The 14,984-nt window shown below is 66.9% G+C and carries 16 protein-coding genes; 8 read left to right on the top strand and 8 right to left on the bottom strand.

Annotated features, from left to right (window positions below):
- Positions 1-2 precede the first annotated feature (2 nt).
- Complete coding sequence (locus VOI27_RS08210) at positions 3-785, bottom strand: fumarylacetoacetate hydrolase family protein (protein WP_323764836.1); 783 nt, start codon at positions 783-785, stop codon at positions 3-5.
- 191 nt (positions 786-976) lie between these two features.
- Positions 977-1,717, bottom strand: a complete 741-nt coding sequence (locus VOI27_RS08205) for a FadR/GntR family transcriptional regulator (RefSeq protein ID WP_323764834.1) — start codon at positions 1,715-1,717, stop codon at positions 977-979.
- 69 nt (positions 1,718-1,786) lie between these two features.
- Here VOI27_RS08205 and VOI27_RS08200 point away from each other — a divergent pair, with 69 nt between their 5' ends.
- From VOI27_RS08200 to VOI27_RS08180, 5 genes are read left to right on the top strand one after another with little or no spacing between them, the layout of a single operon-like run.
- On the top strand, positions 1,787-2,539 hold the full coding sequence (locus tag VOI27_RS08200; protein WP_323764833.1) for a DUF2182 domain-containing protein: 753 nt from the start codon (positions 1,787-1,789) through the stop codon (positions 2,537-2,539).
- An 11-nt stretch (positions 2,540-2,550) separates the two neighbouring features.
- Positions 2,551-3,180, top strand: a complete 630-nt coding sequence (locus VOI27_RS08195; protein ID WP_323764832.1) for a DUF1326 domain-containing protein — start codon at positions 2,551-2,553, stop codon at positions 3,178-3,180.
- A 16-nt stretch (positions 3,181-3,196) separates the two neighbouring features.
- Entirely contained in the window at positions 3,197-4,798 is a 1,602-nt protein-coding gene (locus VOI27_RS08190; RefSeq protein ID WP_323764831.1) for an AMP-binding protein, read from the top strand.
- On the top strand, positions 4,798-5,901 hold the full coding sequence (locus VOI27_RS08185) for a dimethylsulfoniopropionate demethylase (RefSeq protein ID WP_323764830.1): 1,104 nt from the start codon (positions 4,798-4,800) through the stop codon (positions 5,899-5,901). The genes VOI27_RS08190 and VOI27_RS08185 overlap by 1 nt, the downstream gene beginning before the upstream one ends.
- A gap of 11 nt (positions 5,902-5,912) precedes the next feature.
- Complete coding sequence (locus tag VOI27_RS08180; protein ID WP_323764829.1) at positions 5,913-6,899, top strand: MDR family oxidoreductase; 987 nt, start codon at positions 5,913-5,915, stop codon at positions 6,897-6,899.
- Positions 6,900-6,933: 34 nt separating this feature from the next.
- Here VOI27_RS08180 and VOI27_RS08175 read toward each other — a convergent pair whose 3' ends face one another.
- The gene (locus tag VOI27_RS08175) at positions 6,934-7,572 is read right to left on the bottom strand and encodes a glutathione S-transferase family protein (protein WP_323764828.1); all 639 of its coding nucleotides are present in this window, start codon (positions 7,570-7,572) and stop codon (positions 6,934-6,936) included.
- Complete coding sequence (locus VOI27_RS08170) at positions 7,569-8,246, bottom strand: TetR/AcrR family transcriptional regulator (RefSeq protein ID WP_323764827.1); 678 nt, start codon at positions 8,244-8,246, stop codon at positions 7,569-7,571. Before VOI27_RS08170 ends, VOI27_RS08175 begins: the two co-directional genes overlap by 4 nt.
- Before the next feature lie 110 nt (positions 8,247-8,356).
- Here VOI27_RS08170 and VOI27_RS08165 point away from each other — a divergent pair, with 110 nt between their 5' ends.
- Positions 8,357-8,995, top strand: a complete 639-nt coding sequence (locus VOI27_RS08165) for a glutathione S-transferase family protein (RefSeq protein WP_323764826.1) — start codon at positions 8,357-8,359, stop codon at positions 8,993-8,995.
- On the opposite strand, the gene VOI27_RS08160 is transcribed toward VOI27_RS08165, so the two are convergent.
- The 3 genes from VOI27_RS08160 to VOI27_RS08150 form a co-directional block, all read right to left on the bottom strand.
- Entirely contained in the window at positions 8,965-9,774 is an 810-nt protein-coding gene (locus VOI27_RS08160; RefSeq protein ID WP_323764825.1) for an alpha/beta fold hydrolase, read from the bottom strand. The two genes, VOI27_RS08165 and VOI27_RS08160, sit on opposite strands and share 31 nt — an antisense overlap.
- Positions 9,771-10,547, bottom strand: a complete 777-nt coding sequence (locus VOI27_RS08155; protein WP_323764824.1) for a hypothetical protein — start codon at positions 10,545-10,547, stop codon at positions 9,771-9,773. The genes VOI27_RS08160 and VOI27_RS08155 overlap by 4 nt, the downstream gene beginning before the upstream one ends.
- A 130-nt stretch (positions 10,548-10,677) precedes the next feature.
- Positions 10,678-11,757 (bottom strand): C4-dicarboxylate TRAP transporter substrate-binding protein, encoded by a 1,080-nt coding sequence (locus VOI27_RS08150; protein WP_323764823.1) that lies wholly within the window; start codon positions 11,755-11,757, stop codon positions 10,678-10,680.
- Positions 11,758-11,941: 184 nt separating this feature from the next.
- Here VOI27_RS08150 and VOI27_RS08145 point away from each other — a divergent pair, with 184 nt between their 5' ends.
- Positions 11,942-12,511: a TRAP transporter small permease gene (locus tag VOI27_RS08145; RefSeq protein ID WP_323764822.1), complete on the top strand. Its 570-nt coding sequence runs from the start codon at positions 11,942-11,944 to the stop codon at positions 12,509-12,511.
- A complete protein-coding gene (locus tag VOI27_RS08140; protein ID WP_323764821.1) occupies positions 12,508-13,824 on the top strand; it encodes a TRAP transporter large permease in 1,317 nt (438 codons plus the stop codon). Before VOI27_RS08145 ends, VOI27_RS08140 begins: the two co-directional genes overlap by 4 nt.
- Before the next feature lie 102 nt (positions 13,825-13,926).
- Here the strand turns inward: VOI27_RS08140 and VOI27_RS08135 are convergent, their stop codons facing one another.
- Positions 13,927-14,850: a LysR family transcriptional regulator gene (locus VOI27_RS08135; protein WP_323764820.1), complete on the bottom strand. Its 924-nt coding sequence runs from the start codon at positions 14,848-14,850 to the stop codon at positions 13,927-13,929.
- Between the last annotated feature and the right edge of the window lie 134 nt (positions 14,851-14,984).

Raw genomic sequence — 14,984 nt, 5'->3', positions numbered from 1 at the left:
TCTTAAGAAAAGGTAACCGACACACGGCCCAGCGGACCGAAATCGGCCTCCAGACGGTCCCCGGGATCGGCCCAGACCGGGCGGGTGAAGGAGCCGGACAGCACCATGTGCCCGGCCTCGAGCGCGCCGCCGTAGATGCTCAGCTTGTTGCCCAGCCAGGCGACCGCATTGGCGGGATGGTCCATCACGCCGGCGGCGATGCCGGTCTCCTCGATCTCGCCGTTGCGGCGGAACAGCGCGCCGGCCCAGCGCCAGTCAATCTCCTCGGGGCGGAACCGCTCGGTGCCCAGCACCAGGCCCGCGGCGGCGCCATTGTCGGCCACTGTGTCGAAGATGCGGCGCGGCTCGGTGACGCGGGCGTCGATGATCTCGATCGAAGGCACCACCCAGTCGGTGGCGGCGATCACGTCCTCCAGCGTCAGCCCCGGCCCGGTCAGCGGCGACTTCAGGATGAAGGTCAGCTCGGGCTCGACCCGCGGCACGCAGAAATCCGCATGCGCCACCGTCGCGCCATCCTCGATCAGCATGCTGGCAAAGACATGGCCGTAATCCGGCTCGTCGATCTTCGATGCCGCCTGCATCGCCTTGGAGGTCAGCCCGACCTTGTGGCCGATCAGCCGGTCACCGGTCCGCGCGCGGGTCTCTGCGACCTCGCGGCTGATGGCATAGGCGTCCTCGATGCCGATCCCCGGGTAGGTCTGCGACAGGCGCTCGGCCTGAACGCGGCTGTGTTCGGCGGCCAGCAGGGTGCGGGCGGCTTCGGCGCGTTGGTCTTGCGATAACATCGGTATTCTCCTCTTTTACCGATATTCATATCGCAATCAAACATAATATCAATAGATTTCTGCCCCGTGGCGCGCGCCGCCTCGCCGCGCATCAATCAAAGCGCGGTTCGCAGAGGGTGTCCTGCGATGATAAAGTGCGTTGGCCGAGGCGCGAAGCCGTAGGCAGGTCCGGGACCGTCGGGCCAGGGATCTCACCCGGTGCGGGGCCGTTGGCGTCTGGCGATCACCCCCTGCCCCAGCTCCAGCGTATAGGCTTCGAGACCGGTGAGCGCCGCATTGGCGGCGGCGGGATCGCGGGCCTCGATGGCATCGGTCAGGCGGCTGTGCAGATTGACGATCTCGCTGCGCGAGCGGGCGGAGAAGGTAATCATGTTCATCAGCGGCTGCATCGCCTCGACCGCGCCGGCCAGCTGGTAGGACAGGATCGGGTTGCCGGCCGCATCCACCAGCCGCCGGTGCAAGGCGACGTCGGAGGCACAGAAATCCTCGTCCGACAGGCCCGCCTGCCCCTGCCGCGCGATCTCGGCCCGCATTGCCTGCAGATCCTCGGTGCTGCGACGGGCGCAGGCCAGCGTGGTGACCGAGGTCTCCAACGCGTAGCGCGCCTCGCAGGCGACGGCGAAATCGACCTCGTTGATCGACAGCAGTAGCGTCGAGGTGCTGGCGTGCTGGGCCTGCGCCTCGTCATAGGACAGCCGCCGCACGAAGGCGCCGCCAAAGGCGCCGCGCTCGGTCCGGATCAGCGATTGCGCCGCCAGACGCTTGAGCGCCTCGCGCACGGTGGGCCGCGACACCGCGAAGGTTTCGGCCAGGTCCTGCTCGGAGGGCAGCCTGTCGTCGGCGGTCAGCTCGCCCGAGAGAATCGCGTCGCGCAGCGCCTTGGCAATCTGAGCCGGAAGATCGGCCCGCTGATTTCGTTCAGTTTTTTTCATTTGTCTTACATTTAATTGTAAGGCATTTTACCTCGGACAGGGGGCCGAAGGCAAGCAAGGGGGAGAGGCATGCTGGCACTGCGTGGCATTTCGGTCGGCCGTTTTCACTGGCTGGGCTTCTTTGCGGTGCTGCTGCTGGCCTGGCTCGCGCTCTTTGCCATGGCGGTGCCCGAAGAGCTGCGCGCGCTCGAGACCACCTATGGCACCGGGCTGATCGAGGCGCTTTGCGGCGGGGTGCTGGGCGCCTCGGGGTTTGCGCCGGCCCTTGCCATGTGGGCGCTGATGTCGGCGGCGATGATGGCCCCCACCGCCCTTCCCGCCTTTCGCACCTATGACGATCTGGGCCATGTCACCGCCACCGGGTTCGGCCAGCTCGTCGGCGGCTATCTTACCGCCTGGCTTGGCTTTTCGCTGCTCGCCGCCGGGGCGCAGGTGGCCCTCTACCGGGCCGGGCTGGTGGGCGCGCTGGGCCAGAGCCTGTCAGTGCCGCTGACCGCCGCACTGCTGGTCGGCGCCGGTGCCTGGCAGTTCACCGCGATCAAGGATGCCTGCCTGTCGCGCTGCCGCGCACCGCTCACCTTCTTCATCCAGCACTGGGAGGAAGGCCCGGTCCGCAACGGGCTGCGCATGGGGCTCGATTGCGTCGGCTGCTGCTGGGCGCTGATGCTGCTGGCCTTCGTGGGCGGCACCATGAACCTGCTGTTCATGGGCCTCGCCATGGTGCTGATGACACTGGAAAAACTGCCCGACATCGCGCGCTACCTGACGAAACCTCTGGGCTTGGCGCTGATTGCCGCCGGCCTGGCCTTACCGCTCATCTAAGGGAGGACACGATGCCACTCGACGCCACCAAGATCCCGGACTGGTCCATAAAGGGCGAGCTGATCCTGAACTGCAACTGCACCGTGTTCTGCCCCTGCGTGGTCAGCCTCGGCAAGCACCCGCCGACCGAAGGCTACTGTCAGGCCTGGGTTGGTATCCGCATCGACGAAGGCGCGTACGGCGACGAGAGCCTGTCGGGCCTCAACGTCGGGCTGATCATGGACATTCCCGGCAACATGGGCCGCGGCAACTGGAAGGCCGCCGCCTATATCGACGAGACCGCCAGCGAGGCGGCCTATGACGCCCTTGTCAACATCTTCTCCGGTGCGGCGCGCGGCACCACCGGGCTGTTCGGCATGCTGGTCAGCGAATTTCTCGGCGCCGAACGCGCGCCGGTGACCTTCGAGACCGAGGGCAAGGCCCGCCGGCTGATGGTCGGCAAGAAGATCCAGGGCGAGATCGTGCCGGTGACCAATGCGCAGGGCAAGGAGACGGTGATCACCAACACCGATTACTGGATGGGCCCCGACATCACCGTCGCCACCGCCACCAAGTCGCGGGTGCGGGCGCATGGCCGGGTGTGGGATTTCGACGGTCGCTCGGCCGAGATCTGCCAGATCGACTGGCACGGGCCACGCTGAGCCGCGGGAGGCTGCGATGCAGGAGCATTTCGAGGCATTTCCCCCGCGGGCGGCCAACCATGTGCCGCTCACGCCGCTGTCGTTCCTGACCCGGGCGGCGCAGGTCCATCGCGACCGCCCGGCCACGGTGCAGGGCGAGACCCGCCGCACCTGGGTCGAGGTCGAGACCCGGGTGCGCCGCTTTGCCGGCGGGCTGGCGGCGCGCGGCATCGGGCGCGGCGACACGGTGACGGTGATCGCGCCCAATGTGCCCGAGCTCTTCGAGGCGCATTACGCGGTGCCGATGGCGGGCGCGGTGCTCTCGGCGCTCAACACGCGGCTCGAGGCCGAGACCGTGGGCTATATCCTCGATCACTCCGACAGCCGGCTGATCCTCGCCACGACCGACATGCTGGCGCTGGTCAAGGCGGCGCTGGCGCTGTCCGAGAACAAGCCAGAGGTCATTGAGGTCCCCCTGCCCGGCACGCCGGTGCAGACCGAGGCGAGTTTCGAGGCCTTCCTCGCCGATCCGTTGCCCGGCGACGGGCTGCCGGCCGACGAATGGCAGGCGCTGGCGCTGAACTACACCTCGGGCACCTCCGGCCGGCCCAAGGGGGTGATCTATCACCATCGCGGCGCCTATCTGATGGCAATGGGCACGGTCGCGGCCTGGGCGGTGCCGGCACGGCCGGTCTATATGTCGGTGGTGCCGATGTTCCACTGCAACGGCTGGGGCCACCCCTGGATGCTGGCGGTGATGGGCGGCACCATGGTGTTTCCCGCCTCCAACGCGCCGCAGGACCTGCTGGCCACGATCACGGCGCAGGGCGTCACCCATTTCGGCGCCGCGCCGGTGATCCTGCAGATGCTGGCGGAATGCCCCGATGCGCCGCGGTTCGACCCGCCGCTCTACGTGATGACCGCCGGCGCGCCACCGCCGCCGGCGATCCTCGAGCGGATGGCGGCGCTGGGGGCGGAGGTGATGCATGTCTATGGCAAGACCGAAACCTACGGCCATATCTCGCAATGCCTGCCGCAGCCCGCCTGGTCCGGGCTCGACGCCGAGAGCCAGGCCAGCCACCGCGCACGGCAGGGCGTGGCGCTGCCGATGGTCGAGGCGGTCGCGGTGATCGACCGCAAGACCGGCCGGCCGGTGCCTGCGGATGGCGAGACTCAGGGCGAGATCGCCATTCGCGGCAACACGGTGATGACGGGCTACTACAAGAACCCGCAGGCCACCGACGCGGCGATGCAGGACGGCTGGTTCTGGTCCGGCGATGGCGCGGTGGTGTTCGACGACGGCTACATCCAGATCCGCGACCGGCTGAAGGACGTGATCATCTCGGGCGGCGAGAATGTCTCTTCGGTCGAGGTCGAGGCGGTGCTCTATCGCCATCCGGAGGTGCAGACCGCCGCGGTGGTGGCCCGGCCGCATCCGAAGTGGGGCGAGGCGCCCTGCGCCTTTGTCGAGCTGCGCGACGGGGCAAAGGCCGACGAGGCGGCGATCATCGCCTTCTGCCGCGACCATCTGGCCGGGTTCAAGACGCCGAAATCGGTGATCTTCGAGCCGATCCCCAAGACCTCGACCGGCAAGATCCAGAAATTCCGACTGCGCGACCGCATCAAGGAGCTTGGCTGATGGCGCTGATTTCCCCCTCGCGGCGGACCCGCCGCACGCCGTTTTCCGACGGAGTCGAGGCCGCCGGTGTCAAGGCCTACACGGTGTACAACCACATGCTGCTGCCCACGGTGTTTCGCAGCATCGAAGAGGATTACCGCCATCTGAAAGAGGCGGTGCAGGTCTGGGACGTGGCCTGCGAACGCCAGGTCGAGCTGCGCGGGCCGGATGCGGCCAAGCTGATGCAATGGCTCACCCCGCGTGACCTGCGCCCGATGCTGCCGGGGCAATGCTGCTACGTGCCGATCGTCGACGAGACCGGCGGCATGCTCAACGACCCGGTGGCGGTGAAGCTGGCCGAGGACCGCTGGTGGGTGTCGATTGCCGACAGCGACCTGCTCTACTGGATCAAGGGGCTGGCCTATGGCTACCGGCTCGACGTGCTGGTCGACGAGCCCGACGTCTCGCCCTTGGCGGTGCAGGGGCCCCGGGCCGAGGATCTGATGGCGGCCGTCTTTGGCGACGAGGTCCGCAGCATCCGCTTCTTCCGCTTCCGGCAGCTGGAGTTTCAGGGCCGCGATCTGGTGGTTGCGCGCTCGGGCTATTCCAAGCAGGGCGGTTTCGAGATCTACGTCGAGGGCGGCGACATCGGCATGCCGCTGTGGAACGCGTTGATGGAGGCCGGGCAGTCGCTGGACGTACACGCCGGCTGCCCCAACCTGATCGAGCGGATCGAGAGCGGGCTTTTGTCCTACGGCAATGACATGACCGACGACAACACGCCGCATGAATGCGGGCTCGGCCGGTTCTGCAACACCCAGACCGCCATCGGCTGCATCGGCCGCGACGCGCTTCTGCGGGTCGCGGTGGAGGGGCCGGTCAAGCAGATCCGTGCGCTCTCGATCGGCGGCGACAGGGTGCCGGGCTGCGACCGCTACTGGCCGCTCAGGGCGGGCGACAAGGTGGTGGGCCGGGTGTCCTCGGCCGCCTGGTCACCGGATTACGACACCAATGTCGCGATCGGCATGGTGCGCATGACCCATTGGGAGGACGGGACCGAGCTGACGGTGGAGACGCCCGACGGCCCGCGCCCGGCCATCGTTCACGAAACCTTCTGGAATTAAGGAGAACAGATATGTTCAACGCTTTGCTTGTCGAAAAGAACGACGAGGGCAAGACATCCGCCAGCGTCACCCAGGTCAGCGACGACCAGCTGCCAGAGGGTGATGTGACCGTCGCGGTGGAGTATTCCACCGTCAACTACAAGGACGGGCTCTGCATCGGACCCGGCGGCGGTCTGGTGCGCACGTATCCGCATGTGCCCGGGATCGACTTCGCCGGCACCGTCGAAAGCTCTGATGACGACCGCTACAAGCCCGGCGACAAGGTGGTGCTGACCGGCTGGCGCGTCGGCGAGAACCGCTGGGGCGGCTATGCCGAGAAGGCCCGCGTCAAGGCCGACATGCTGGTGCCGCTGCCAAAGGGGCTCGACACCCGTCAGGCGATGGCGGTGGGCACTGCCGGGCTGACCGCGATGCTGGCGGTGATGGCGCTCGAGGATCAGGGGCTCACCGACGGGCCGGTGCTGGTCACCGGCGCGGCCGGCGGCGTGGGGTCCGTCGCCACCGCGATCCTCGCCAAGCTGGGCCACGAGGTGGCGGCCGTCACCGGCCGGCCAGAGCAGGCGGACTACCTCAAGGGCCTCGGCGCCACGCAGATCGTCGCCCGCGACGAGCTGACCGAGGTGACCCGCAAACCGCTCGAGGCCGAGGTCTGGGGCGGCTGCGTCGATGCGGTCGCCGGCGCGATGCTGGGCCGGGTGCTGAAACAGATGCAATACGGGTCTTCGGTGGCGGCGATCGGCCTTGCCGGTGGGGCGGCGATCGAGGGCGCGCTGATCACGCCTTTCATCCTGCGCGGCGTCAACCTGCTGGGCATCGACAGCGTGATGCAGCCCTATGACAACCGGGTCCGCGCCTGGGGCCGGATCGCCAGGGACCTGCCGATGGACAAGCTCGAGGCCATGGTGCAGCCGGCGACCCTGTCGGACCTTCCGCAACTGGGGCGTGATATCCTCAAGGGACAGGTCAAGGGCCGGGTCGTGGTCGACGTTACCGCCTGAGGCGCTGGCGGCGGGGCGCTCGCCCCGCCTGTTCTCACCCTTCGGGGATGTCCTGCACCTTTTTCGGCATGTGATAGCCGCGCGCGACCGCCGGGCGCTCGCGAATGCGGCGGTACCATGCCCGCACATTGGGATAATCGGCCAGATCGATCTGGTGATAATCATGCCGCGCCGCCCAGGGCCAGATCGCCATGTCGGCCACGGTATAGACCCCGGCACCATCGCCCGCCACGTAATCGCGACCCTCGAGCCGGGTGTTCAGCACCTTGTAGAGCCGCCGCGCCTCCTTGGCATAGCGCTCCTCGGCATAGGGCGCCTTGCCGGGGTTGTACTTCAGGAAGTGATGCGCCTGACCCAGCATCGGGCCAAAGCCGCCCATCTGCCACATCAGCCACTCCATCATCCGCCAGTATTCGTCGCCCTCGACGGTGAACCGGTCGTACTTCTGCGCCAGGTAGAGCATGATCGCGCCGCTTTCCATCAGCTGCACGCCGGTCTCGTGATCGACGATGGCGGGGATGCGGTTGTTGGGGGCGATCTTCAGGAACTCTGGCGCGAACTGCTCGTCATTCGAGATGTCGATCGGCTTGAGCGTATAGGGCACGCCCAGCTCTTCGAGCAGGATCGAGACCTTGCGGCCGTTCGGAGTGGTCCATGTGTAGAGATCGATCATGAGGGGTCCTCGCTGGTGTCGTCTGCCGCCTGGCTGGCGGTGAAGAGCATGTACATCTCGAGCGCCTGGTCGATCATCGCCGCCCGGTCGCCCGGCGCGGCGGGGCCGCTCACCTGCTGGCGCAGACCATAGTTCAACAGCCCGCCATGCAGCAACCAGGGCGCCTCAAGCTCGGCCGGGGTGACCTGGAACCCGGAGTTGCGGCCAAGCTCAATCCGGCGTTCGCGCACCAGCGGCTTGAGGATCTGTTCCTGCACCACCTCGCGGTACCAGCCATAGACCTCGGCATCGCGCAACGAGGCGAAATGCCAGAGCCGCATCCAGACCGGCTGAAAGATCGCCTCGGTATAGGCGGTGTAGAATTGCTGAAACCGGTCGCGCACCGGCACGGCGCGATCCTGCAGGATCTCGTCCCACTCCGGCTCCCAGCTCTTGAGAAAGACCCTGGCATAGACCGCCTCGATCAGGCTCTCCTTGCTGGGAAAGTAGCGATAGAGCAGCGGCTGGGTGATCCCGGCGCCGCGCGCCACATCGCGGGTGCTGCCGTCGAACCCGCTCTCGGCAAAGAGCTCGACCGCCGCCGAGACGATCGCCTCCTTGCGGTCCTCCGGCGACATCCGGCGCCGGGGCGGCGCCGGGGCGCCGGTGGGGTGGGTTCGCTTCTGTGTCGGCACCTTGGCTCCGCCGGATTCGAATGGGTCACGCCCCAACAGAAAGCATTCCGGGCTTGCAGTCCAGACATTTATCGTGCGATAAATAAGAAAAGCCAGACAGGAGACCGGCCATGCGCCTCTGGGGACGGAAAACATCGGTGAACGTGCAAAAGGTCCTCTGGATGCTCGAGGAGCTGGGGCTGGACTATGAGCGGCGCGATGCCGGCGGCGCCTTTGGCGGGCTCGACACCGAGGAATACCTCGCGATGAACCCGACGCGAAAGGTGCCGACGCTGCAGGATGGCGAACTGGTGATCTTTGAAAGCAACGCGGTGGTGCGCTATCTGGCGCAGGCCTATGGCGACGGGGCGCTGGCGGGAGCCACGGCGGCCGACCGGGGACGGGCCGACATGTGGATGGAGTGGTTCCAGAACAACGCCTACAGCGATTTCATCGCGCTGTTCTATCAGCTGGTGCGCCTGCCGCAGTCGCAGCGCGACCCGGCGAAACGCGATGCCGCCATCGCCGCGCTGACCGGCCAGTTCGCGGTGCTGGAAAGCCGCCTGTCGGATCAGCCCTTCGTGGCGGGCGACCGGCTGAGCATGGGCGACATTCCCGTCGGCGCGGCACTCTATCGCTATTACACCATGGAGTTCGAGCGCCCCGCCCTGCCCGCGCTGGCGGAATATTACGAGCGGCTGGGGCGGCGCGAAGCCTATCGCGCCACCGTCATGACCTCTTACGCCAGCTTGCGGCCCACCGCCGACTGATCGTCGTCGAGATCGAGGAACCCTGCGACCGCCACGGCGAAATCCTCGGGGCGGTCGACGTTGATCACGTGTTTCGCGCCGGGCACCACGGTGAATTCCGATCCCGGGCAGGCCTCGGCCATGGCGCGCATGGTGTCTGGCGTGGCGCCGCCGTCATTCTCACCGGCCACAAACAGCACCGGCACCTTCATCTCGCCCAAGCGGCGCAGGTAGTCGAGCCCCATCAGCGCATGGGCGCAGCCGCGATAGCCCTCTTCGGTGGTCTGCAGGAACCCTTCGCGCAGGGTGGCCTCGCGCCCGGGATGGTCGCGGCGGGTGTCTTCCGAGAGCCAGAAGCCTATGGTGCCGGCCCAGACCGCCTCGATGCCGCCGTCCGCCATCTTGGCCAGCCGGTCATGCCAGCTCTGCACGAAGGGTTGCGGCGCATCCGAGCGCGCGGCGCAGCAGACCAGCCGCTCGATCCGTTCCGGCGCGGTGAGCCCCATGCCGAGCGCGGTCATCCCGCCGAGCGACAGGCCCATCACGGTCGCCTTCTCCACCCCGTGGCTGTCGAGCACCGCCAGCGAATCGGCGACGATCTCGTCAAAGCTGTAGGGCGAGGGTGGCGTCGGGCTCTGGCCATGGCCGCGGGTGTCGCAGCGGATCACCCGGTAAAAGCGCTCGAGCAGCGGCAGTTGCGCGTCCCACATTGCCCGGGTCGCGCCAAGGCTGTTGAGCAGCAGAAGCACGGGGGCATCTTCGGGGCCGGAGACGGTGGAATGAAGTCTTGTCTGGGTCATGCGAGTTCGAGCTTTCTGACTTTGCGTTGCGTGAGTGAGTGGTGGCTGTCCAGCATGGCCTCGGCAAACAGCATCATCGAGCGCCGCGCCCGGGCCGCATCGGGCCAGGCGTGATCGATCAGGGTGAGCGTGCCAAAGCTGGCCGAGACCTCGGTGAGCGCGGCAATCCGCGCCATGACATCGCCCGGCGAACCGAAAAGCACGCAGGCGTCAATCAGCGCCTCGAGCGCGGTGTCGCAGGCGCCGGCGGGCAGGGTCTTGCGATAATAGTCCCGGCAGGGACTGCCCGGTGCCTTGGCCAGCGCCTCGGCGCGGGCGGCATCGGGATCGACGATGACAGTGCGGGCGACGCGCCAGTCCTGCGCCCGCGCGCAGCGGCCCGAATGGGTGCAGCCGGTGACATGCGCCGCCCAGTGCCGTGCCAGCATGTCGCTGTCGAGCCAGCTGACCGAAAACGGCGCATGGCCCCGGGCCGACCCCGCCCGCACCGCATCGGCACAGGCGGTGGGCGCGGCCAGCGGGCCGGTTCTGCGGGGGCTGTCGTCGCCCACCACCACAAGGTGCGGCAGGCGGCGGGCCGGAGTGTCGGGCAGGATGTGGAGCAGCGGTTGATCTTCCAGCACCAGCGGGCCGGACCCGGTGTCGCACCGCGCGGCGTAGAACTCGGAGAAGCCCAGGGCTTCGGCCAGGCGGGCGCGGTTGTCGGCGGCATATCCGCCGGCGGGGCGGCCAGACCCGGCGGCGGGCGGGATGGACAGGTATCCGAGTTTCATGGCGGCCTCCTCCACAAGGCGGAGGCTGCTGCGACCTCCTGCCACAGAGGCTACGGGCAGAACGGCCTACAATTGAAATTATATAAATCGGCGGCGGCCATCAGGAAACATGATGGCCGCCGCCCACCGCTCATTTCAGGTCATACTCCACCGGCCAGACGTGGCCGGCGGCCTTGGCGGCGTCGATGAAGTCCTGCATCACCTTGGTGCCGGGCATGCCGCGGCTGTCGGCTTCCTTGGCGCTCTTGCGCGGGAATTCGGCCAGGCTCTGCGCCCATTCGGCACGCACTTCCTCTGGCAGCTCGGTGATTACGGCACCGTTTTCACGCAGCGCGGCAAGGCCCGCGGCCTGGCTGTCGTCCATCGCCTGGCCGTTGCGATTCTCCCACTCCATGCCGACCTCTTCGATGATCTGGCGCAGGTCCTCCGGCAAGCCGGCCATCTTGTTGGCGTTCATCGTCAGCACCACCACCGGCATCGCGCCATAGCCGATCAGGGTGTAATAGGGCGCCGGCTCGTAGTACTTGAAGCCGTTGTAGCCCGCCGGCGTCATCAGCCAGCCGTCATAGACGCCGGTCTTCAGCGCCATGTAGCCCTCTGGCAGGCTCGATTGCACCGGCACCGCGCCGGCATACTCCAGCCACGGCAGGTTGGGCCCGGCGCCCCCGATCTTGATGCCCTTGAGGTCAGAGACCTTCGACCAGGCCTCCTTGGTGCCGAGGTGATAGTTGTCCCAGGCGCCCAGGCCCAGCAAGTGCTGGCCGAACTCCTCCTCGAAGACCTCCGAGAGCCAGGGGTTCTTGTCATAGACCACGCGGACCGCCGCAATCGCGTCGGACGAGGCCTGCGGGCCGAAGGGCTCGAAATAGGGGAAGTTGTGCAGGTAGAGGTTGGACGGCTCGAAACAGACGCAGAAGCCGCCGAAATCGAGCAGCCCCTGCTGCACCGCCTCGAGCGTTTCCGACACGCCGGCGATGCCGCCACCGTAGGATTCGATGAAGTTGACGCTGTGGTCGGTCTCTTCGGCGGCGCGACGCTTGACCTCGGCGACAAAGAAATCCGACATCGTCGTCACATAGGGCGCCGGCCCCTTGGGGTGGCCAGAGCCGATCCGGAACGTGAACCGGTCTGCCTGCGCCGTCGTGGCCAGGACCGTCAGCCCCAGTGCCGCGCCGAGCACGCGGCCGAATGTCTTTGATACTGAACTCATCTTAAGTCTCCTCCCTTGAGTTACTGTGACGTGCTCCGGCCGCAGGGTCACGCAGGATCTGCGCACGGCTGAATCACGGTGATGACCCCCTTGTGGCACTAAATTATCAATCGATAAACAAAAATGTTGCGGAACGTTAACGCCGGCCCTAGGCTAAGCGGCACATCAGCACTGAGGAGGAGTGATGAGACAACAACTGGCAATTGCGCGATGGGCGCATGTGCTCTCGGCTGGGTGGGTCTTCTTGCTGGCCTTGCTGATCATCGCAGACGTTCTGGGGAGAACCTTGTTTCTGCATCCGATCGCCGGCACCAAGGAAATCCTGCAGAACTCGGTCATCGCGGTGACCTTCCTGCAGCTGCCGCTGGCGGTCTATTCCGGTTCGATGCTGCGCACCACGCTGTTGCTTGACCGTCTCGGGCCGCGCAGCGCGCAAGCCCTGCGGATCATGGCCTGGCTGCTGGGCGCGGCGCTGTTTGCTGCCATCGCCTATGCCTCGCTGCCCTCGGCGCTGACCGCCGTGCGCCTTGGCGAATACGAGGGCGAAGGCGCGATGCGGATCTATACCTGGCCGGTGCGCTTCCTGCTGGTTGTAACCTGTGCCTTTGCCGCCATCGCCTATGTCGCGGTGCTGATCGAGGACCTGCGCGGCCGCAATGGCGACAGCTCCCTGCCCGCCGCCCGGCCGGACACCGATCCCGTCCCCCTCGCCGATCCCGCGGCCAAACCCCTGACCGGAGCCGACCTGACATGACCCTGACAATCTTTGGCATTCTCGGCCTGCTCATGCTCTTCATCCTGCTCGGCGTGCACCTTGCGGTGGCGCTCGGCACGGTCAGTTTCGTCGGTGTCTACTGGATGATGGGCAGTTTCGACATCGGCCTGTCGATCCTGTCGACCACCGCCTATGAGGCGCTGCGCAAGGATGTCTTCATCATCATCCCGCTCTTCGTGCTGATGGGCGATTTCGTCAGCCGATCCGGCTCGGCCAATGACCTCTATGCGCTTTGCAACCGCGCCTTTCGCCGGCTGCCGGGCTGTCTCGGGGTCGCCACCGTGGCCGGCAACGCGGTCTTTGCCGCGATCACCGGCGTCTCGATTGCCGCCGCCGCCACCTTTTCGCGCATCGCCTACCCCGAGATGGTGGCGCTGGGCTATGACAAGCGGTTCTCGCTCGGCACAGTCGCCGGCAGCGCCTGTCTCGGAATGCTGATCCCGCCGTCGATCCTGATGATCGTCTGGGCAGTGCTGACCGAACAGTCGATCGGCGCGCTGTTCATCGCCGGGCTGATCCCGGGGCTGATCCTCGCGGTGGCCTTCTGCGGCTATTGCGTCTGGTACGCGATCCGCAATCCGGAGTGCGCACCGATGCAGGCGGCCCCCAGCCTCACCGACACCGACCCGGCCGAACTGCGCCGGCAATCGCTGGGCGGGCTGGCGATCCTCGGCCTGATCGGGGTGGTGATCGGCGGCATCTGGGGCGGATTCCTGACGCCGACCGAGGCCGCGGGCTTCGGCACCATGGGCGCCTTTCTGCTGGGGCTGGCCAAGGGGATGACCCGCCACGACGTGCTCGAGGCGATCTACAGCGCCGGGCGCACCACCGCGCCGATCATGATCCTGCTGATCGCCGCCTCGATGTATTCGCGCTTTCTGGCCATGGGCGGGGCAACGCAGGTGATCACCGATCTGCTGTTTTCCGTCAGCGAGAACCCGGCGGTGGTGCTGGGGATCATCTTTACCGTCTGGGTGCTGCTCGGGATGTTCATCGATTCGACCTCGATCATCCTGCTGACGGTGCCGATCTTTGCCCCGGTGGCCACCACCCTGGGCGTCGATCCGCTGGCCTTCGCGATCTTCGGCATCCTGGTGATCGAGGCCGGGCTGCTGACACCGCCCTTCGGCATCCTGGTCTTTACCGTCAAGGCGGCGGTGCCGGACCCGGACGTGACGCTCGGCGACATCTTCCGCGGCGCGATCCCGTTCTGGATCCTGATCCTCGGGGTGGCGGTGCTGGTGCTGGTCTGGCCCGAGCTCAGCACCTGGCTGCCCTATACCTTCATGTAGGCGCGCCGCGGCACCCCCCGGGGCTCTGCCCCGGACCCCGGAGTTTAACCGGCAAGATGAAGCAGGAGGGTCGCTCTCCTGCTTCGTTCGTTGCGGTCCCGGTCAGGGCTGGCTGATGGGGGGGATCTCGAGCGCGGAGTTCAGCTCTTCCTGGAGGATGTTGAAAAAGCTCTCGGCGGCCAGTGACAGCGGGCGCTTTTTCGTGCGGATCATCATGTAGGTCACCGTGAGCGGCGGATCGTCGAGCGGCACCACCCGGCGCCGGCTGCCGTCGAGATCGGGCAGGCAGAGGATGCCCGGCAGGATCGACAGCCAGTCGGACTTGGCCACCAGATCAAGGGTGCCGTGCATGGTGTCGAGCTCGAGCTGGTCGGAGACCACAATGTTGTTGACCGCCAGGTAGGTCTCGATCCGGTGGCGCCGCGCGTTGCCCGGCCCCGGCAGCACCAGCTTCAGCGGCGAGACCTCGCGCAGGTGGATGCCGGAGTGGCGCACCGGCAGCACCCGGTCGCGGGCATAAACCAGACATTCGCGGTCATCACCCATCGGCCTGGAGACCAGCGCCTCGTTCAGCTCGAACGATGCCGGCACCGCCGCGAAATCGAGCCGCCCCTCGGCCACCTCATCGGCCAGCGCGCCGGAATAGGCCTCCGAGATCGAGACCCGCACCTCTGGGAACTCCTGCCCCATGCGCAGCAGCACCGCGGTCAGCACCGCGCGGGTGAAGGTGGGCATCAGCCCGACATGGATGTGACCGACCACGGTTTTCGACAGGCTCTGCAGCCGGTCCTCGGCATGCTGCGCCGAGGCCAGCACCTTGACCGCCTCGAGATAGAAGGCGCGGCCCAACTCGGTGGGGGTGACGCCGGACGAGGAGCGCTCGAACAGCTTGACGTCATAGCGCTTCTCGATCTGGCTGACATGCATCGACAGGCCGGACTGGGTGGCGTTGACCTTTTCGGCCGCGGCCGAAAACGACCCCACCTCATAGACCGCCGCGAAATAGCGCAGCTGTTGCAGCTTCATCAGGGGCTATCCGATTTGCGTGTGTCGGGAGCCGCATCTTATCGCATTTCCTGACAGCCGCAAACGGATCGACCCGGCCCGAGACGAACTCGGACCGGGTGACTTTCCGGCCACGGGCGAAGCCTGCCCGCGAC

The organism is Marinovum sp. (genome assembly GCF_034669705.1).
In the GTDB taxonomy this organism is placed as follows: Bacteria; Pseudomonadota; Alphaproteobacteria; order Rhodobacterales; family Rhodobacteraceae; genus Marinovum.
Note: the sequence above shows the minus strand (reverse complement) of the source record. Positions and strands in the feature narration are given on the sequence as shown.

What these genes read in the sequence shown, in the direction of transcription:
- VOI27_RS08140 (WP_323764821.1), top strand. Translation starts at nt 12,508, where the DNA reads ATGACCCTGACAATCTTTGGCATTCTCGGCCTGCTCATGCTCTTCATC.
- VOI27_RS08180 (WP_323764829.1), top strand. Translation starts at nt 5,913, where the DNA reads ATGTTCAACGCTTTGCTTGTCGAAAAGAACGACGAGGGCAAGACATCC.
- VOI27_RS08200 (WP_323764833.1), top strand. Translation starts at nt 1,787, where the DNA reads ATGCTGGCACTGCGTGGCATTTCGGTCGGCCGTTTTCACTGGCTGGGC.
- VOI27_RS08165 (WP_323764826.1), top strand. Translation starts at nt 8,357, where the DNA reads ATGCGCCTCTGGGGACGGAAAACATCGGTGAACGTGCAAAAGGTCCTC.
- VOI27_RS08150 (WP_323764823.1), bottom strand. Translation starts at nt 11,757, where the DNA reads ATGAGTTCAGTATCAAAGACATTCGGCCGCGTGCTCGGCGCGGCACTG.
- VOI27_RS08145 (WP_323764822.1), top strand. Translation starts at nt 11,942, where the DNA reads ATGAGACAACAACTGGCAATTGCGCGATGGGCGCATGTGCTCTCGGCT.
- VOI27_RS08160 (WP_323764825.1), bottom strand. Translation starts at nt 9,774, where the DNA reads ATGACCCAGACAAGACTTCATTCCACCGTCTCCGGCCCCGAAGATGCC.
- VOI27_RS08185 (WP_323764830.1), top strand. Translation starts at nt 4,798, where the DNA reads ATGGCGCTGATTTCCCCCTCGCGGCGGACCCGCCGCACGCCGTTTTCC.
- VOI27_RS08175 (WP_323764828.1), bottom strand. Translation starts at nt 7,572, where the DNA reads ATGATCGATCTCTACACATGGACCACTCCGAACGGCCGCAAGGTCTCG.
- VOI27_RS08135 (WP_323764820.1), bottom strand. Translation starts at nt 14,850, where the DNA reads ATGAAGCTGCAACAGCTGCGCTATTTCGCGGCGGTCTATGAGGTGGGG.
- VOI27_RS08205 (WP_323764834.1), bottom strand. Translation starts at nt 1,717, where the DNA reads ATGAAAAAAACTGAACGAAATCAGCGGGCCGATCTTCCGGCTCAGATT.
- VOI27_RS08155 (WP_323764824.1), bottom strand. Translation starts at nt 10,547, where the DNA reads ATGAAACTCGGATACCTGTCCATCCCGCCCGCCGCCGGGTCTGGCCGC.
- VOI27_RS08210 (WP_323764836.1), bottom strand. Translation starts at nt 785, where the DNA reads ATGTTATCGCAAGACCAACGCGCCGAAGCCGCCCGCACCCTGCTGGCC.
- VOI27_RS08190 (WP_323764831.1), top strand. Translation starts at nt 3,197, where the DNA reads ATGCAGGAGCATTTCGAGGCATTTCCCCCGCGGGCGGCCAACCATGTG.
- VOI27_RS08195 (WP_323764832.1), top strand. Translation starts at nt 2,551, where the DNA reads ATGCCACTCGACGCCACCAAGATCCCGGACTGGTCCATAAAGGGCGAG.